General features: G+C 62.5%; 24 protein-coding genes. 10 read left to right on the top strand and 14 right to left on the bottom strand.

Going from position 1 to position 14,064, the window contains the following annotated elements:
• Nucleotides 1–22: 22 nt before the first annotated feature.
• Entirely contained in the window at nucleotides 23–109 is an 87-nt protein-coding gene (locus EJ070_RS29605; protein ID WP_126095953.1) for a KGG domain-containing protein, read from the bottom strand.
• Nucleotides 110–655: 546 nt separating this feature from the next.
• Here EJ070_RS29605 and EJ070_RS29600 point away from each other — a divergent pair.
• Nucleotides 656–889, top strand: coding sequence for a hypothetical protein (locus tag EJ070_RS29600; RefSeq protein WP_126094528.1), 234 nt, complete (start codon nucleotides 656–658; stop codon nucleotides 887–889).
• On the opposite strand, the gene EJ070_RS29595 is transcribed toward EJ070_RS29600, so the two are convergent.
• The 3 genes from EJ070_RS29595 to EJ070_RS36460 form a co-directional block, all read right to left on the bottom strand.
• Nucleotides 867–1,778, bottom strand: coding sequence for an alpha/beta hydrolase (locus EJ070_RS29595; RefSeq protein ID WP_126094527.1), 912 nt, complete (start codon nucleotides 1,776–1,778; stop codon nucleotides 867–869). The genes EJ070_RS29600 and EJ070_RS29595 overlap by 23 nt on opposite strands.
• 70 nt (nucleotides 1,779–1,848) lie before the next feature.
• Complete coding sequence (locus EJ070_RS29590) at nucleotides 1,849–2,151, bottom strand: DUF982 domain-containing protein (protein WP_126094526.1); 303 nt, start codon at nucleotides 2,149–2,151, stop codon at nucleotides 1,849–1,851.
• Between the two features lie 6 nt (nucleotides 2,152–2,157).
• A complete protein-coding gene (locus tag EJ070_RS36460; protein WP_189350125.1) occupies nucleotides 2,158–2,322 on the bottom strand; it encodes a hypothetical protein in 165 nt (54 codons plus the stop codon).
• Nucleotides 2,323–3,373: 1,051 nt separating this feature from the next.
• Here EJ070_RS36460 and EJ070_RS29580 point away from each other — a divergent pair.
• Entirely contained in the window at nucleotides 3,374–4,369 is a 996-nt protein-coding gene (locus tag EJ070_RS29580) for an SDR family oxidoreductase (protein ID WP_126094524.1), read from the top strand.
• Between the two features lie 18 nt (nucleotides 4,370–4,387).
• Complete coding sequence (locus EJ070_RS29575; RefSeq protein ID WP_126094523.1) at nucleotides 4,388–4,708, top strand: hypothetical protein; 321 nt, start codon at nucleotides 4,388–4,390, stop codon at nucleotides 4,706–4,708.
• A gap of 228 nt (nucleotides 4,709–4,936) precedes the next feature.
• Here the strand turns inward: EJ070_RS29575 and EJ070_RS29570 are convergent, their stop codons facing one another.
• The 3 genes from EJ070_RS29570 to EJ070_RS29560 all read right to left on the bottom strand — a co-directional run bounded on the left by EJ070_RS29570 (nucleotide 4,937) and on the right by EJ070_RS29560 (nucleotide 5,837).
• Nucleotides 4,937–5,239, bottom strand: a complete 303-nt coding sequence (locus tag EJ070_RS29570) for a hypothetical protein (RefSeq protein WP_126094522.1) — start codon at nucleotides 5,237–5,239, stop codon at nucleotides 4,937–4,939.
• A gap of 121 nt (nucleotides 5,240–5,360) precedes the next feature.
• Nucleotides 5,361–5,546 (bottom strand): hypothetical protein, encoded by a 186-nt coding sequence (locus tag EJ070_RS29565; RefSeq protein ID WP_126094521.1) that lies wholly within the window; start codon nucleotides 5,544–5,546, stop codon nucleotides 5,361–5,363.
• An 87-nt stretch (nucleotides 5,547–5,633) separates the two neighbouring features.
• Complete coding sequence (locus EJ070_RS29560; RefSeq protein WP_126094520.1) at nucleotides 5,634–5,837, bottom strand: CsbD family protein; 204 nt, start codon at nucleotides 5,835–5,837, stop codon at nucleotides 5,634–5,636.
• Nucleotides 5,838–6,087: 250 nt separating this feature from the next.
• Here EJ070_RS29560 and EJ070_RS29555 point away from each other — a divergent pair, with 250 nt between their 5' ends.
• Entirely contained in the window at nucleotides 6,088–6,498 is a 411-nt protein-coding gene (locus EJ070_RS29555) for an HD domain-containing protein (protein WP_189350723.1), read from the top strand.
• A gap of 39 nt (nucleotides 6,499–6,537) precedes the next feature.
• Here EJ070_RS29555 and EJ070_RS29550 read toward each other — a convergent pair whose 3' ends face one another.
• Nucleotides 6,538–6,852 carry a hypothetical protein gene (locus tag EJ070_RS29550; protein WP_126094519.1) on the bottom strand — a complete coding sequence of 105 codons (315 nt, stop codon included), beginning with the start codon at nucleotides 6,850–6,852 and terminating at the stop codon, nucleotides 6,538–6,540.
• A gap of 293 nt (nucleotides 6,853–7,145) precedes the next feature.
• Here EJ070_RS29550 and EJ070_RS29545 point away from each other — a divergent pair, with 293 nt between their 5' ends.
• From EJ070_RS29545 to EJ070_RS36455, 4 genes are all read left to right on the top strand, one after another.
• On the top strand, nucleotides 7,146–7,391 hold the full coding sequence (locus tag EJ070_RS29545; protein ID WP_126094518.1) for a hypothetical protein: 246 nt from the start codon (nucleotides 7,146–7,148) through the stop codon (nucleotides 7,389–7,391).
• Between the two features lie 98 nt (nucleotides 7,392–7,489).
• A complete protein-coding gene (locus tag EJ070_RS29540) occupies nucleotides 7,490–8,542 on the top strand; it encodes a PAS domain S-box protein (protein ID WP_126094517.1) in 1,053 nt (350 codons plus the stop codon).
• 154 nt (nucleotides 8,543–8,696) lie between these two features.
• A complete protein-coding gene (locus EJ070_RS29535) occupies nucleotides 8,697–9,050 on the top strand; it encodes an SPW repeat protein (RefSeq protein WP_126094516.1) in 354 nt (117 codons plus the stop codon).
• Between the two features lie 135 nt (nucleotides 9,051–9,185).
• Nucleotides 9,186–9,362 (top strand): hypothetical protein, encoded by a 177-nt coding sequence (locus EJ070_RS36455; protein WP_189350123.1) that lies wholly within the window; start codon nucleotides 9,186–9,188, stop codon nucleotides 9,360–9,362.
• A 53-nt stretch (nucleotides 9,363–9,415) separates the two neighbouring features.
• Here the strand turns inward: EJ070_RS36455 and EJ070_RS29530 are convergent, their stop codons facing one another.
• Nucleotides 9,416–9,883, bottom strand: coding sequence for an Lrp/AsnC family transcriptional regulator (locus EJ070_RS29530; RefSeq protein ID WP_126094515.1), 468 nt, complete (start codon nucleotides 9,881–9,883; stop codon nucleotides 9,416–9,418).
• A gap of 142 nt (nucleotides 9,884–10,025) precedes the next feature.
• Here EJ070_RS29530 and EJ070_RS29525 point away from each other — a divergent pair, with 142 nt between their 5' ends.
• Both EJ070_RS29525 and EJ070_RS29520 read left to right on the top strand, forming a co-directional pair.
• Entirely contained in the window at nucleotides 10,026–10,781 is a 756-nt protein-coding gene (locus tag EJ070_RS29525; protein WP_126094514.1) for a tryptophan 2,3-dioxygenase family protein, read from the top strand.
• A gap of 276 nt (nucleotides 10,782–11,057) precedes the next feature.
• On the top strand, nucleotides 11,058–11,477 hold the full coding sequence (locus EJ070_RS29520) for a DoxX family protein (protein ID WP_126094513.1): 420 nt from the start codon (nucleotides 11,058–11,060) through the stop codon (nucleotides 11,475–11,477).
• A gap of 87 nt (nucleotides 11,478–11,564) precedes the next feature.
• Here the strand turns inward: EJ070_RS29520 and EJ070_RS29515 are convergent, their stop codons facing one another.
• From EJ070_RS29515 to EJ070_RS29495, 5 genes are all read right to left on the bottom strand, one after another.
• Entirely contained in the window at nucleotides 11,565–11,870 is a 306-nt protein-coding gene (locus tag EJ070_RS29515; protein ID WP_126084587.1) for a hypothetical protein, read from the bottom strand.
• Nucleotides 11,871–12,011: 141 nt separating this feature from the next.
• Nucleotides 12,012–12,425, bottom strand: a complete 414-nt coding sequence (locus EJ070_RS29510) for a hypothetical protein (protein ID WP_126094512.1) — start codon at nucleotides 12,423–12,425, stop codon at nucleotides 12,012–12,014.
• Between the two features lie 88 nt (nucleotides 12,426–12,513).
• A complete protein-coding gene (locus tag EJ070_RS29505; RefSeq protein WP_126094511.1) occupies nucleotides 12,514–12,783 on the bottom strand; it encodes a hypothetical protein in 270 nt (89 codons plus the stop codon).
• Between the two features lie 222 nt (nucleotides 12,784–13,005).
• Nucleotides 13,006–13,449 carry a hypothetical protein gene (locus EJ070_RS29500; protein ID WP_126094510.1) on the bottom strand — a complete coding sequence of 148 codons (444 nt, stop codon included), beginning with the start codon at nucleotides 13,447–13,449 and terminating at the stop codon, nucleotides 13,006–13,008.
• 125 nt (nucleotides 13,450–13,574) lie between these two features.
• Entirely contained in the window at nucleotides 13,575–13,901 is a 327-nt protein-coding gene (locus tag EJ070_RS29495) for a hypothetical protein (RefSeq protein ID WP_126094509.1), read from the bottom strand.
• Nucleotides 13,902–14,064 lie beyond the last annotated feature (163 nt).

Below are 14,064 nucleotides of genomic sequence, written 5' to 3'. Positions count from 1 at the left end.
TCAGCGGGCACCGGTTCGAGATTTAGGACTGGCCGCCCGTGCGGCCTGCTTCGGAAGCCCGTTCGCGGTCTTCGGCAAAACTGCCGCTGCCGCCTCTGTGCTGACCCATGTTGCGGTTTTCAGCTTGCTGCTGCCCGCTGCCGCGACGCCGATCCTGGTCGCGGTTCTTATGGCTCTGCTGGCCGGCCTTCACATGCTGTTCGTGGCGTCCACCTCGATTGGGCATATCTGAACTCCATCTTGTCCCGGATGGTCTTGGTGTGAATTCAAGGGAGGTTTGACTTCCTTGAATAGGAAGAACCGGCGCCCGCGGCGGCCGTTCCGCGCGAAATATTTTGTGAATAGCGCGGCGGCGATCGTCGACCCGCCGGTCGGAAATGGGAATGAGCAGCGAGCCGCCCGCTCGCTGCTTGCAGGCCATGGTCCGAGCAGTTCCTACGACCGAGGTCCGAGGAGCCCGAGCATTAGGCCCGGCAGAGCAACCAAAGCATGCGTTTCGAGTTATTGGGCGGTCGTCGATGGACCCCCCTCCGTCGTCGGCTTTTGGGTGCCCGCCGTTTCCGCGCAAACGGCGGGCACCCGATACCGTCGGAACCCAACAAGAATCATCGTAACAAGGAAGCCGCGTTGCCGGTTTCGAAAGTGAGACGACGTTTTGCCCCTTATTTCTGCCAAGCCCGCGCTGCGGAACGCTGAAAGCCGCCCCGCAAACGACAATCATTTCTCCGTGCTCGCCGACACCTCGATCCTCGACCTCATCCAGGACGATGAAGACGCCGCCGACATTGCCAGGCGCGCCGTGCGGCTTGGCAACGCCGTGGTTATCGCCATGGCGCTCTGCCTGATCGCCGCGCCGGCGATTTATCTCACCCTGGTCTACGGGCTTTAGGCGGCAGCAGAAAATCGCTGAGCATGGCGGCTGTCTCGTCAGGCAGTTCCTCGGGAAAGAAATGACCGCCGGGCATTGCGCCGCCCTGCACATCATGGGCCCAGCGCCGCCACAGCTCCAGCGGGCCGCCTTCGGCTGCATACCACTCGGCGAGCGCGCCATGCTCGCTCCAGAGCGTCAGGACCGGGCAAGCAATGCGCCGGGCGACCGACCGGTCGGCATGATCATGCTCGCGGTCGAGCGTCGCCGCCGCCCGATATTCCTCACAGATGGCATGGATATGCATCGGATCGTGCAAGGCCTTGACGTAAGCCTGCCTCACGGCAGCCGGGAACACGTCAGGCGAGGAGCCCCAGCCGCCCAGCGCATTGTCGACGATCGCATCCGCGGCCGCCGCCATGATCGTCTCCGGCAGCGGCTCCGGTTGCGCCAGCAGCGACCAGGGCCAATAGCCGAGCGCCAGCCGGGCGTCGGCCCGGTCCCAGGCATCGGCGGTGGGTATGATGTCGAGCACGGCTAGCTTTTCGATACGATCGGGGCAGTCCAGCGCCAGGCGATAAGCCACACGCCCGCCGCGATCGTGGCCGGCAACCATGAAGCGGGCAAAGCCGAGCTTCGTCATCAGCGCCGCGACGTCGGCGGCCATGGCGCGCTTGGCGTAAGGCGCATGGACCGGATCGGATGGCGGGCAGGAGCTTCTCCCGTAGCCGCGCAGGTCGGCGCAGACGACGCTGAACCGGTCGGCGAGCTTCGGCGCCACGTCGCGCCACATCAGATGCGTTTCGGGGAAGCCATGCAGCAGGAGCAGCGCCGGTCCGCTGCCGGCGCGGCGAATGAAAATCCGTGCTCCGTCCGTGTCGACCTCGGCGATTTCAAACCCTTCGAACATGTTTTACCTTCCCGGTGTCGGAACGGCTCAGGTCGGGTATGGTTGCTGCGGCCACTGGAAGGTGAGCGCGTCAGTCCGGCGGGCTCTTGCCGTCGCGTGACCATAGCGCGTCGAGCATCGAGAGCGCCGCGCTAGGGTCGGCCGACCTCAGGAGGCCTTGCTGGGCGGCAGCCTTCTTGAAGGCGGCGAAGGCAACAGCCGGGCGGCAGATGCCTGCCATGGCGTCGTCGACCAGCCGCGCCGCCGCGAGGTAGTCCGGCGCCTTCTTGTCCTTCCATTCTCCGCCAAGCGCCTTTTTTGCGCCGGCGATCGAGGAAACCACCATCGTGCCGCCGCTGACGAAGCGGATGGTAAGCGGCAAAAATCGGCTCATGGCCCGTCACCACCCGATCCATTCGCGTGTGCGCCAGGCGAGGCCGACGAAGGGCGCCGCAGTCAACACCGCCGCCGCAATGAAGAGAGGATTGTTCGCCCAAATGGATTTCATGTTGCCACCATCAGGATTGGGATCGCCATAAACGAAGATGCCGCCGACCGGTTGCATTCGATCGGCCAAGGGCGGGCTGTAAATGCGAGCTACATGTTGCTCGCTGGCCGAATGGGCGGAGCCCGACGGTGGGGCGGGCGCGGCCGTAGCCTTAACGGCACGTCGGCGAGCGAAGCATGGTCAGCCTGAGAGGAGTGGTTGGGGCGGCACGCTGGCGCCGAAATGTCCTTGATAGCTTGCCGATCAGATTTCCAATGTCCACGGTACTCTCCTCCTAAGAGTGACCCCAAACAGTGATCGACTAGCATCTGCGGCGATCGTCCGCATTTAACTTTGACGTATGCGCTGATGAACCGTGCCGAAGCGGTCGGGGGCAAAGGCCCGGCCTGCCATCCTGTCTCGACTCTATCCGCAGGCCCGGGCCGCAACGCTAGCGGAGGCTGCGTTCATATTGACGCTTGCATCCTGCTCCACGCACGATCGCGAAAGATCGGATACTCGGGAAGGATCATGCACAGGATCAAACGGTTACAGGGTCCTTTGCGCGTCCAAAGGACGCGCGAGGCGGTAGAACCTGGGGATACGACTGGCAATGCGCCTGGCCACCTCGGTTCCAGTCGGCGAACAGCGCCGAGCAGTCGATTTCATCGTGAAACTGAGCATCGGGAGCAAACGAGAGCGAGGAGGCGTAGGCTCTCAGGCACCTGAGCCTGAGCGTTTTCTCAAGCCGTAGCTGGCGCTCGTCCTCAACCGGCAATGGGCGAAGCGTCCTTTTGTTCTTTTCGGCAGGAGAGCGCATCTAATTCTCCTCGTCGTCACCGAAACCCGCGGAGCTGACCGGCCCTGCACCGGAGCAACAGGAACCGGAGTGCTCCGACGTCCTGCCCGGGAGTTCAGCGAGATATCACTACAGCCGCTGCCCGCTGTCGCCATCCATTTTGATGAGGCCGGCCATCCTTTAACGAAGACGTCTCCGCTCCACTCGCGAAAAGGGCGGGAGCATCCCGATTGACGCCGGCCGCGACGGTCCGCTCCTAAGGGTCGACATCCGACAGGGCCAACTTTTTCTCCCCGCATGCGTTGTTCTTCCAAAGCGACGGAGAAAGCGATGCCGACGAGATCAGCCACGCCGACCCAATCCGACACCGGGCAAGCTGTGCGCAAGCAGCGCGATGTGCAGCGCAAGGTCGATGCCAAGGACCGCGTCAGGTCGAACGGCAAATCCAAATCCTCGCGTGCGATGCAGGCCGGCGCGCGAAAATATCCGGTGCCACCTTTCCCGAAGCAGCATCACCCGAAGCCCGGCGAGGAATGGGCGATCGAGCCGGCACCGCTCTACGATGCGCCGTTCTGGCTAGGCTCGAATAAGCTAGGCGGCAAAGTTGCACTGATCACCGGCGGCGATTCCGGCATCGGTCGCGCGGTCGCGGTGCTGTTCGCGCGCGAAGGCGCCGATGTCGCCATCGTCTATCTCAGCGAGGACCGCGATGCCAAGGCGACGAAAGCGGCGGTCGAGGCCGAGGGCAGGCGCTGCATCACGCTGCGCGGCGATGTCGCCAGGCGCGCCTTCTGCCGCAAGGCCGTCGAAGAGACCGTGAAGAAGCTCGGCGGGCTCGACCTGCTGGTCAACAACGCCGCCTTCCAGGTTCACTCGGCGGACTTCGCCGATCTCACCGAAGAGCATTTCGACACCACGCTGAAGACCAATCTCTACGGCTATTTCCACATGGCGCAGGAAGCCGTGCCGCACATGAAGCCGGGCTCGGCGATCATCAACACCGGCTCCGTCACCGGCATCGAGGGCTCCAAGGAGCTGGTCGATTATTCGATGACCAAGGGCGGCATCCACGCCTTCACCCGTGCGCTCTCCGGTAATCTCATCGGCAAGGGCATCCGCGTCAATGCGGTGGCGCCTGGTCCAGTATGGACGCCGCTCAACCCGTCGGAGAAGGAGGCCGGGGACGTCGCGCAGTTTGGCGCCAAGACGCCGATGAAGCGCCCCGCCCAGCCGGAGGAGATCGCGCCGGCCTATGTATTCTTGGCTTCGCCGCAATGCTCAAGCTACATCACCGGTGAGATCCTGCCGATCGTTGGAGGTTACTGAACCCATGAGGAGGATCCCATGCAGAAAATTCTTCTCATCATGGCAGCCGTTATGATGTCGGTGCTGCCGGCGGTCGCCCAGACGGCCGATCAGCCGATGGACCAGCAGCTCATCCCCGACTTGCAGCAACTAGGGGACTGCCAGGCCAAGCCCGACACCAAGGAGCCGCAGCAGAAGCCGCAGGCCGCCACGAATGAACTGTCGGAAACGCTCGACAAATGCGGCGGTGTGCTGAAGCCGCCGCCCACCGGCGACAAGAACACCACCGTTCCGCCGGCCGACAACAGCCAGATGCCGATTATCGAGCCTGATGAATTGCCGCCGCAAAACCCGAAGTAAGGACGGCCAACCGGACTGGCCCGGAACTTTTGCCAGGCGCGCGAGTTACCGGACAGTTTCCCGAGCTTCGTGTTACTCCCGAAATTGCAGCCCCGGTCCTCTCGGCCGGGGCTTCTTTTGATCTCGGCGCTGGCCCACCCCCTGCCGCCTGTCCGGAACCATCCCGACCGCGATACCAAACCGCGTGTCGGCGGCGAGGTTGCCACATGATCGTTGCCAGCAGCTTGATCACGGTGCTGGTCTCGGGGTTCCGGCGGCGGAGACGGAGGTGACGCTGCTTGGCGGCGATCCGAGGCTTGGCCTTTTCTCGGTCACGCTGCCCTGGCGCTCGTCCCCACGCTTTTCGATCTCGTAGGAAAGCCAGCGGCAAAACATGCCGACGATCGACGTGGCGGCGCCGCCGAGCAGGCAGGCAATCAACAGCGGACTTTTCGATGCGCTCTCCCAACTGACGGTCGCCAGCAGGATCACGCTTGCCGTCGAGATTGTATAGCCGATGCCCTTGAGCAGATGCCGCGACGATCTGGTCATGCTGATGCCCGCCTTTCAAGTGGAACAGCCAGCAGTGACCGAAGTTCCATTCCGCAATGCCAAGGTAGCCGCCAGCCGGCGGATACGTCCTGCCGGTGGCGCGATCGGCCCCCTTGCGGGCTCAGCGCTTCTGTTTTCCGTTGTCTGGCGACTTGAACCCTGACGTCACATGCGCCTCGCGCATTATCCGCAGGGCTTCGTCAGGGGTGAGGCCGCATTTGCGGGCAAAATAAATCGCTTCGGAGGCCTCTGATCGCGAGGCTGTGGCGAAAACGGACAAGGCCGTTCTCGATTTCTTCTTGGCCATCGGTTCACCGTGCCATGAATCACTTAGTCAGCTAACATAGCCTCATTGTCCGGAAATCAAAATCCCTTGCTTTCCGGTCGGCGGACACTACCAGCCTTGGCGCCTCGCCCAGTCGTCGATGTCGCGACGGATACGGTCCTTCTCGATGCCGTAGCGTTCCTGGATCTTGCCTTCGAGCTGGTCGCGCTTGCCGGCGATGCGGTCGAGGTCGTCGTCGGTGAGCTTGCCCCACTGTTCCTTGACCTTGCCTTTGACCTGCTTCCAGTTTCCTTCGACGCGGTTCCAATCCATGGCGCGAACTCCTTCGTTTTGCACAAGGAGCTAACGGCGGCGCTGCACGGAGGTTCCTGCCTTTGCCGAACGCCGGAATCGGGATTTGGAAGGGAACATTTAGGCGTCGCTGATGTTCCTCTTGCACCATGGCGCGCAGTCCCAGCATCCGCGCGAAATGTGCGCTGTCGGACCGGGTATCCAGAGCCCGATCCAGCCCGTCTCGGCCCTCTCCCCGCCGAGGCGGGCTTACAGGTTGATCGAGGTGAACATGCTCCACCGGGCAGCGAAGATCGCCAGGCAGGCCCATCGCGGCCAACTGGACAAGACCGGCCGACCCTATATCGAACATCTAAGGCGCGTTGCCGACGCCGTCGAAACCCACGACGAGAAGACCGTCGCTTACCTGCACGACGTGATCGAGAAAGGCGAAGGCTGGTCGCTGAACAGGCTGGAGGCGGCCGGCTTCGGATTGCGGGTGGTCGTGGCGGTCGATGCCCTGACCAGAAGGATGGACGAGAGCGAGCAGGCCTTCATCTTTCGCGCAGCCTCGAACCCGCTGTCGCTGCCCGTCAAGAAGGCGGACCTCAAGGACAATCTCTGGCAGGCGTTTCAGGCGGGCATCGCCCCGACCAAGTACGAGGAGGGCCTGCGCTTGCTGGGCGAGTTGAACGGCCACTAAAGCGCGTCGCGGCGAATTCGGGCGACGCGCTTGTGCAATTCAGCCTTTCGGATCCAAATGAAGCAGATCGATCGGGGAACCCGGCAGCCGTCGTTGGTCGAGTGCCTTTTCCAGATCGTTGCGCCTGTCGCCCGGCCAAGCGTCATTGAGGTCGAGCGCGGTGAGAACCTGCTCGTCGAACTCGATCGGCGCGCCGTAGATCTGGGCCACCTGCATGACCAAATCTTCGATATCCTCGCGGGCGAAGTTCTCTTCGAGGTTCCGGAGCCTGATCTCTTCCGACAAGCTGATGATATTGACGATCCCGTTCGCTTGCAGGGCCTCCTGGACCTTGCGGTGGGCATCATCGCGCATCTGGTCGGGAAATTCTCGTTGCATCGGAAAACCCTCCTTTCGCGGACGGTTTGTCCCTCTGTTCGCACCATGCGCCCGTATCGGGCGAATAGCAATAGGAAAATGTAAAAATTCATAAATAAAACAAATAGTTAGCATAGTATCACGAATGTGATTTCGTGGTATCACCCGCATCGTTAGGGTCATCCGCCTTTTGCCTATCGAGCAACCTTGACGTTCTGCGTGCTGTTTCCCATTTTCACTCATAGTGAGACACATACTCATTCCTGGTATTGGTCTCTTGGGAGGCTGAAGTGGCTGAGTTGGAGCGACCGCAGCGGCTGCAGATCATGTTGACCGAGGAGGAACTGGCGGCAGTCGAGAACTGGCGCTTCGACAAACGAATGCCGAGCCGTTCCGCTGCCGTACGCGAGCTTTTGCGCCGGGGTCTCGCGGCGGAAGGTTTCCTGACCGCCGAGACCGGCGTCAAGTCGCAGGACTTCGGTGTGCTGTCGCCGACCGCCAAAGGCGACGAAAACCCCGATCGCTCCGAGACTTAGAGCAAGATGGCATCTCATCTTTTCATCTTTTGCGGGTTGTTGTCTTGATCCGCAAGTGCGCTAACTAACGCCTTGGCGCAATCCAGGGGCAGGGAACAGTGAAATCCGGGGGCAGGGCATCACAAATCAGCAACGCCGATGCGCGGCTGGCGGCCATTGTCGATTCCTCATTCGACGCCATCATTGGCAAGAATCTGAACAGCATCATCACCGACTGGAACCACGCGGCCGAGCGCATGTTCGGCTATAAAGCCGAGGAGGTCATCGGCCAGTCGATCCTGATGCTGATCCCCGAGCGCCTGCAGGACGAGGAAAGTGACATTATCGGCCGCATCCGCAGGGGCGAGGGCGTGGCGAGCCTCGACACGACGCGAAAGCGCAAGGACGGCTCGCTGATTGCTGTTTCCATCACGGTTTCGCCGATCAGGAACCTTTCCGGCCAGATTGTCGGCGCGTCCACGATAGCTCGCGATATCACCGCCTCCAAGGAAAGCGAGCGCCGCATCCGGCTCCTGATGCGTGAGGTCAACCATCGCGTGAAGAACCAGTTCGCGGTCATCCTGTCGATGGTCCGCGAAACCAGCAAGCGTTCGACCGATCCCGGCGAGTTCGAGGAGATGATCCGTGCGCGCATCATGGCGCTGTCGCGCTCGCACGATCTTCTGGTCACTTCGGAATGGGCGGGGGCGAGCCTCTTCGATCTCATCCAGGAGCATCTGAAGCCGTTCGGCCATGAGGAGCGCATCTCGCTCTCTGGCCCGCTGCTGACGCTGCAGTCGAACGCCGTGCAGAATCTCGGCATGGCCTTCCACGAACTCGGCACCAATTCGTCGAAATATGGCGCGCTGGCGGGTGAGGGCGGCAATGTCGAGATCACCTGGACGGTCGACACCGGCCCGGAGGCCCGGCGCCGGTTTCACCTTGTCTGGCAGGAGGCGTTGAACCACCCCGGCGGACAGAGCGAGACGAACGAGTCCACACGAAAAGGCTTCGGCACGGTGGTGCTGCAGCGCGTGGCGCCGCAATCGCTTGGCGGAACCTCCAGCCTCGAACGCTCGCCCGGCGAGCTGAAATGGTCGCTGACGGCGCCGCTCGAGGCTATCGTCGTCCCGCAGCTGGGGGCGGAAGGCGAAGGCGACTTCAGCGTTTGAGAGGTATTTGCCGTCTGGCACCGGGCAGGGCGCAAGCCGCGGTTGCCGGCTCGCGTCCTTGCAGCTTCACAAAACGTAATTATATCAATGAGTGAGCGTGCAATGTCCACGCGAAGTGAGTTGCTTTGGTCAAGCTTCATCCATGGAGGTTGTCATGGCAATGATGGAAGCGAGAAAGAGCATGGACTGGATCACTCTGGTCCTTGCGATCTGCCTGTTCATCTCACCCTGGGTCATCGGATTCACCGCGGTAATGGTGCCCGCGTGGAACGCCTGGATTGTCGGCGTTGCGCTCGGCGCTCTGGCGCTCGCGACGCTTTCGGTGTTCGCAGAATGGGAAGAATGGGTAAATATGGCCCTCGGGCTCTGGCTGATCGTGTCGCCCTGGCTGCTGGGCTTTGCGGCCGACACGAATGTGATGGCCACGCATGTCGTTCTCGGCGTGCTGGTGATCGCGGCATCGGCCTATGCCGTCTGGGACTTCCGTCATCCCCACGCGCATGCGTGAGCGGTGACTGAGCGGGAGCCCGCCGCGCAAGCGGCGAGCTCCTTTGATTTTGACAGTGGGGCATTGGGTGGTTGCGGCGGCTTCACGCATTGCTGCAACCGGAAACCTTTTCGCGCATTCTTGGGAATGGCCTCGATGCTCCACCCCGATAAGCCTGCCAAATGCTGCTCCTATTGCGGTGGCCGCGACCATGATTTCGAGGAGTGCCCGAAGCGCAAGGCCGATGCGGAAAAGGAAGAGGTAGCGCGGGACGGAACTCGTCACGAGGATCTTCAGCCTGGCCCGGAGGTGACCTCCGAATACCTACCGTAGCGTTCCTTCGCGCTCTGTCCCGCCGACGTCTCTTTGATCTTTGCCGCCGTGACTTATGTCAGCGCATGCGCCGCGGCGTCGGCGAACGAGATATCGCCCTTGATCTCGCGCATCGCCATCGAGGTCACGGTGCGGCGCACGCCGGGCAGCCGGCTGAGTTCCTCGCGCAGCATCCTGTCCAGCGCCCTCATGTCGACGGTGACGATCTGCAACAGATAGTCGGCCTCGCCGGTCGTGGCGTAGCAGCGGCGGATCAGCGGATGCTTCTTCACGGCCGCCTCGAAGGCGTCCGAGACCTCAAAGTCGATCGACACCTGGATGAAGGCCTCGATGCCGAAGCCGATCGCCGCCGGATCGATGCGGGTGGAATAGCCGCGGATGGCGCCTGCATCCTCAAGTGCCTTCACCCGTTTCCAGCACGGCGTCTTGCTCAGGCCAACCTCTTCGGCTAGTTCGCCGAAGGAGATGCGCGCGTCGCGTTCGAGGGCGGCAACGATTTTGCGGTCGACGGCGTCCAGCATATTTCGTTCTCCAAAACTCTATAAAAGGCGATGAATTGTCCTTCGATTTCGCCGAATTGGATAACAGAAAGGAACAATGTTCAAGCCGAAAGCGCTATTCTTTGGGCATCCGTCGAACATGCCCGTGCGAGGAGGATGAGCCATGGACAAATCGGACTATCACGCCCGCATCGAGGCGCCCGAAATGCGCGACTACGGCGTTTATCTCAAATGCGACCAACTGCTCACCTGCCAGAAGCCGCTCGCCGAGATGGTCAACGCCGACGAGTTGCAGTTCCAGATCGTGCACCAGGTCGAGGAGCTGTGGATGAAGCTCATCGCCTACACGCTGGTCGACGTCCTCGATTATCTGGAGAGAGAGGATACGCATCGCATCGTCACGCTCATGGGCCGCGTGCACCGGCTGATGCGCATGATGACGGCGCAGCTCGACCTGCTGGAGACCATGTCGCCCAAAGAGTATCAGCAGATACGCCTCGAGCTCGGCAATGGCAGCGGCCAGGAGTCGCCGGGCTTCAAGCTCATCCTGCGCCTGCCGCCGGACCTCTGGCGGGCCTTCAAGCACTCCTATCTCGACGGCCGTGGACTCTCGGTCGAGGACATCTACGACGCCCACTACGACCATGGTGACGCTTACGTCGTTGCCGAGGCGCTGATTGAGTTCGACGAGCTCTTCCAGAAATTCCGCGCCAACCACCTTTATCTCATCCACCGCTCGATCGGGCTCGGCGCGAAGTCGCTCAAAGGCCGACCGGTGGAAATCCTCGAAGGCGGCGCCCGCCACCGCTTCTTCCCCGAGCTCTGGGACATACGCTGCGACATGACCGACCGCTGGGGCGCGTCCTACGGCACCGTGCGGGACTCGATCAGCCATCCGCGGCAGGCGAAGGCGGGGTAGGGCCGGCGCCCCTTCTCCCCTTGCGGGAGAAGGTGTCCGAGCGAAGCTCGGACGGATGAGGGGTGTTGGACGGAGTGTGGCTTTGAAGACCTAAGCGCTTAAAATTGCTAGGCCTTTTTAGGTCGCCTTCTTCCGGCACCCCTCATCCGTCTCGGCGCTCGCGCCGATCCACCTTCTCCCACAAGGGGAGAAGGAGAAAAATTTCCACCCCTTGTCGGAACCATCGCCCTTCGTTCGTCCTTGGAGCATATCGACCGCTCCAACCGGAGGACAAACGTGGAAACGCAATCGACCTGGCAGACCGCCGCCATTCTCATCGCCCGCCTGATCTTCGCCGCCATGTTCGCGATGGGGGTGGCCTTCAAATTCATGGATATGGGGGCGACCGCCGGCTATATCGCCGCGGCCGGCTTCCCGTTCCCGCTGTTTCTGGCCTGGTGCGCCGCGATCCTCGAAACGCTGCTGGTGATCGCTTTTCTCACCGGCGCCTTCATGACGCCGCTGGCGCTGATCGGCGCGGTCTATGTCGTCTTCCTCGGCTTTGCCTTCCACGGCCCGTCGCACTGGGCCGGTAACCAGGCCGAGTTCGGCGCCTTCATGTCGCATTTCCCGTTCGCCGCCGGCCTGCTCTTCGCCGCAGCGCACGGCGCGGGCAGCGTGCTCGCGGTGCGCCAGGGCTGGCCGAGCAGGGCGTGAACTTCCCTTCTCCCCGTTTACGGGGAGAAGGTGCCGAAGGCGGATGAGGGGCAGCGCCGACTTGCCTCGAAACCGCTTCCCTTGACCTCACATCTGGTCGTTGTACGGCTCCTTCATCTGGCCGACCATGCGCGCCAGCTTCGAGAAGGACGGCATGTCCGCCTCGGGCTGGCACTGGTTGGCGAGTTCGAGCAGCCGGATCGGGAAGTTGACGGCGTCGCGGCTCGACGCCGACATGCCTTCGGACCGGTCTTCCCCGGTCTCCACCGCCTCGGCCTTGCGCAGCGCGATGTCGATCTCCTCGACCGTCAGCACCCCCTTGCGCACGAGAGTATGGTTGATTGCGGCGACGGCCATCAGCAGGCCCTCGAGTTGCAGATTGGCGACGTTCATGGCGCTTCCTCCCATTGACCTCGCCTCAAAAACGCGCGAGCGGCGTTTCCGATCCGGCGCGATGCTTGGTGCCGCTGCGTGTTCGGTCCCGATTAGCTAGGCGGGCCGTTTCGGCATGACAGCGAGGACCGGGCGGTCCCGCTATTCCCTGCCTTGCAGGATGCGCACGAAGCGGCTGTTGTCGGCCGTCTGGGAATGGATGCCCTGAATGTCGCGATAGCTAAGCCGGCCGCTCGCCCACGCATTGAAGAACCGATTGCAGAAGGCGTCCGGAACACGGGCGATACCGACCTTCATCAGCTTCGCCACGGTCTGCCTGTCCTCCAAACGGCGCGATCCGATTTGCTTGGTGCAGTCGGCGATGATTCCTCGCTTGAACGCAGGGCTGCCCTGCATCGCCGCTTGCGCGCTGTTCCATTGGCCTTCTTTGGCGCTGGTGCAGCCGGCCAGAAGTGAGGCGCCGATAAGCACCGCTCCAAAACGCATTTCGAAACGCATCTGTCCTCCTGAAATCAAATCGCGCCCGAACCGAGCAAAATTCCATGACGCGAACAAGGCGGTTCAGATGAGTTCCAAGTAAATAACCTGGTCCACTGCGACGATTTCTCATTGAAAGCAGCCGCGGGCCGGCCGCCGGCGAGGTCTAAGCCTCCATCAGGCGTTCGCCATATTCGGTCCAGAGCTGCTTGGCCTCACGGCTGCCAAGCGGCGGCGTCGAGCGGTCGCCGTAGGAGATGGCGACGGCGCTCAGATCATACTGGCCGTCGGCCTCGGCGATGAAGCGGATGGCTTCGCCGAGCGGCCTCGAGTGGAAGATCGGATCGGCCTGGCCCCGGCCCAGGCTGCGAACGCCCGAAATGCTTGCTGGCACATGCCGCATCCGAAAGACGGATGCCATGGCAGGTTTGTCCATGCCCGCTCTCCGCGATTCCAATGCGGGATGATTCCATAAGGTCCGGCTGATGACCAGTCATTACAAGCCAGACGGGGCAGGACTGCCCGAGGAAGTAAGCCCGGGCTCGCGGCGCTGCCTTCCTGTCTACGAGCAGCGACGAGACGGCAAGACCGTTTCGCGCTTGGCCTTTCCTGCCAAGGTTGATGAGGCAGCGACGAGGCGGCAAGGCCGCCTCGCGCTTTAGCGATGCCAGCGGTGGAACCAGTCGGGCTCCGGCTGCGAATTTCTGGCGATGGCGAGCCCGATCAGCACGCCGAACAGTCCGCCGATCGCGACCGCGGTGGAAATCGTGCCGGGATTCTGCTGCACCGTTTCGGAAACGCTATGCGCCTGGCTGCGCAATTGCCTGGCCGTGCGCGAGGCGCGGCCGGTGGCGCTGCTGTAGAGGTTCGAGGCGCGGTCGGCTGCGCTTTGATACCACCCGTGAGCCGTCTCCTCGGCCTGGTCGGAGAGCATCCGGTTGAGCCGGCTCACCTCGCGCTTCAGCTCCGCGATCTGCTTCTTCATCGCCGCCTCGGAAGCACCCGAGGACCGCGCGCTGCGCGACGCGCCTCTGTTGCGCGGGGTGCTCACCGTGCCCTTGCCGTTGCCGCTTGTCTGAGTGCTTGTGTCGTTGTCCGCCATTGTTTTCTCCCTTTTTTCATCCAACGGCCGGGGCGTCTCCTGGTTCCCAGCGAGCTGACCGCGACCGCCAAAGGCAAGGGCCGCGGAGCGAACTCCACGGCCCTCAGTGCAACGAAATTCAAAGGCTACTTGCCGCAGTGGTTGTCGTTGACGGTGGGCGCGGTGGTTCCGGACGACAGGTTGCTGGCATCCGGCTGAGCGCCCTGCGGACCAGGCGCGCAGTTGCGGTCGGCGTTCGAATTCATGCCGTCGTCATAGGCCGGGCCGCCATAAATGCTGCCGGTCGTGCCCGTGTCGATGTTGTTGTCGGGATTGGGAATAACCGTCTGGCCGCTGCCGATGCCGGTCGTATCGTTTGCGTTGCCCGAGCCCATATGGCCGGCACTCTGCGCCATCGCCGCCGTGGCAAGACCGATCGTGAGCGCCGAGGCCGCAAGGATGGTTCTAAACATGATTTCTCCTTTCTTGGCGAAGGTCGTCGCGTCGCGACTAGGGGCGCAACCATTCGGACCGCCCATGGTTCCAAACAAAAATGCCCGCCTGCGGCGACCTGTCCCGGTCAGGCCGTTTTTCGACGGCCGGGCGTTTGCGGTGGTGCGGCGCCATGGAGAGGCT

It is taken from the genome of Mesorhizobium sp. M1E.F.Ca.ET.045.02.1.1 (assembly GCF_003952485.1).
GTDB lineage: Bacteria > Pseudomonadota > Alphaproteobacteria > Rhizobiales > Rhizobiaceae > Mesorhizobium.
Note: the sequence above shows the minus strand (reverse complement) of the source record. Positions and strands in the feature narration are given on the sequence as shown.

What these genes read in the sequence shown, in the direction of transcription:
- EJ070_RS29595 (WP_126094527.1), bottom strand. Translation starts at nt 1,778, where the DNA reads ATGTTCGAAGGGTTTGAAATCGCCGAGGTCGACACGGACGGAGCACGG.
- EJ070_RS29495 (WP_126094509.1), bottom strand. Translation starts at nt 13,901, where the DNA reads ATGTTTAGAACCATCCTTGCGGCCTCGGCGCTCACGATCGGTCTTGCC.
- EJ070_RS29580 (WP_126094524.1), top strand. Translation starts at nt 3,374, where the DNA reads ATGCCGACGAGATCAGCCACGCCGACCCAATCCGACACCGGGCAAGCT.
- EJ070_RS29530 (WP_126094515.1), bottom strand. Translation starts at nt 9,883, where the DNA reads ATGCTGGACGCCGTCGACCGCAAAATCGTTGCCGCCCTCGAACGCGAC.
- EJ070_RS29550 (WP_126094519.1), bottom strand. Translation starts at nt 6,852, where the DNA reads ATGCGCGATGATGCCCACCGCAAGGTCCAGGAGGCCCTGCAAGCGAAC.
- EJ070_RS36455 (WP_189350123.1), top strand. Translation starts at nt 9,186, where the DNA reads ATGCTCCACCCCGATAAGCCTGCCAAATGCTGCTCCTATTGCGGTGGC.
- EJ070_RS29570 (WP_126094522.1), bottom strand. Translation starts at nt 5,239, where the DNA reads ATGACCAGATCGTCGCGGCATCTGCTCAAGGGCATCGGCTATACAATC.
- EJ070_RS29500 (WP_126094510.1), bottom strand. Translation starts at nt 13,449, where the DNA reads ATGGCGGACAACGACACAAGCACTCAGACAAGCGGCAACGGCAAGGGC.
- EJ070_RS29560 (WP_126094520.1), bottom strand. Translation starts at nt 5,837, where the DNA reads ATGGATTGGAACCGCGTCGAAGGAAACTGGAAGCAGGTCAAAGGCAAG.
- EJ070_RS36460 (WP_189350125.1), bottom strand. Translation starts at nt 2,322, where the DNA reads ATGCAACCGGTCGGCGGCATCTTCGTTTATGGCGATCCCAATCCTGAT.
- EJ070_RS29535 (WP_126094516.1), top strand. Translation starts at nt 8,697, where the DNA reads ATGGCAATGATGGAAGCGAGAAAGAGCATGGACTGGATCACTCTGGTC.
- EJ070_RS29505 (WP_126094511.1), bottom strand. Translation starts at nt 12,783, where the DNA reads ATGGACAAACCTGCCATGGCATCCGTCTTTCGGATGCGGCATGTGCCA.
- EJ070_RS29565 (WP_126094521.1), bottom strand. Translation starts at nt 5,546, where the DNA reads ATGGCCAAGAAGAAATCGAGAACGGCCTTGTCCGTTTTCGCCACAGCC.
- EJ070_RS29605 (WP_126095953.1), bottom strand. Translation starts at nt 109, where the DNA reads ATGGGTCAGCACAGAGGCGGCAGCGGCAGTTTTGCCGAAGACCGCGAA.
- EJ070_RS29525 (WP_126094514.1), top strand. Translation starts at nt 10,026, where the DNA reads ATGGACAAATCGGACTATCACGCCCGCATCGAGGCGCCCGAAATGCGC.
- EJ070_RS29515 (WP_126084587.1), bottom strand. Translation starts at nt 11,870, where the DNA reads ATGAACGTCGCCAATCTGCAACTCGAGGGCCTGCTGATGGCCGTCGCC.
- EJ070_RS29575 (WP_126094523.1), top strand. Translation starts at nt 4,388, where the DNA reads ATGCAGAAAATTCTTCTCATCATGGCAGCCGTTATGATGTCGGTGCTG.
- EJ070_RS29590 (WP_126094526.1), bottom strand. Translation starts at nt 2,151, where the DNA reads ATGAGCCGATTTTTGCCGCTTACCATCCGCTTCGTCAGCGGCGGCACG.
- EJ070_RS29555 (WP_189350723.1), top strand. Translation starts at nt 6,088, where the DNA reads ATGCTCCACCGGGCAGCGAAGATCGCCAGGCAGGCCCATCGCGGCCAA.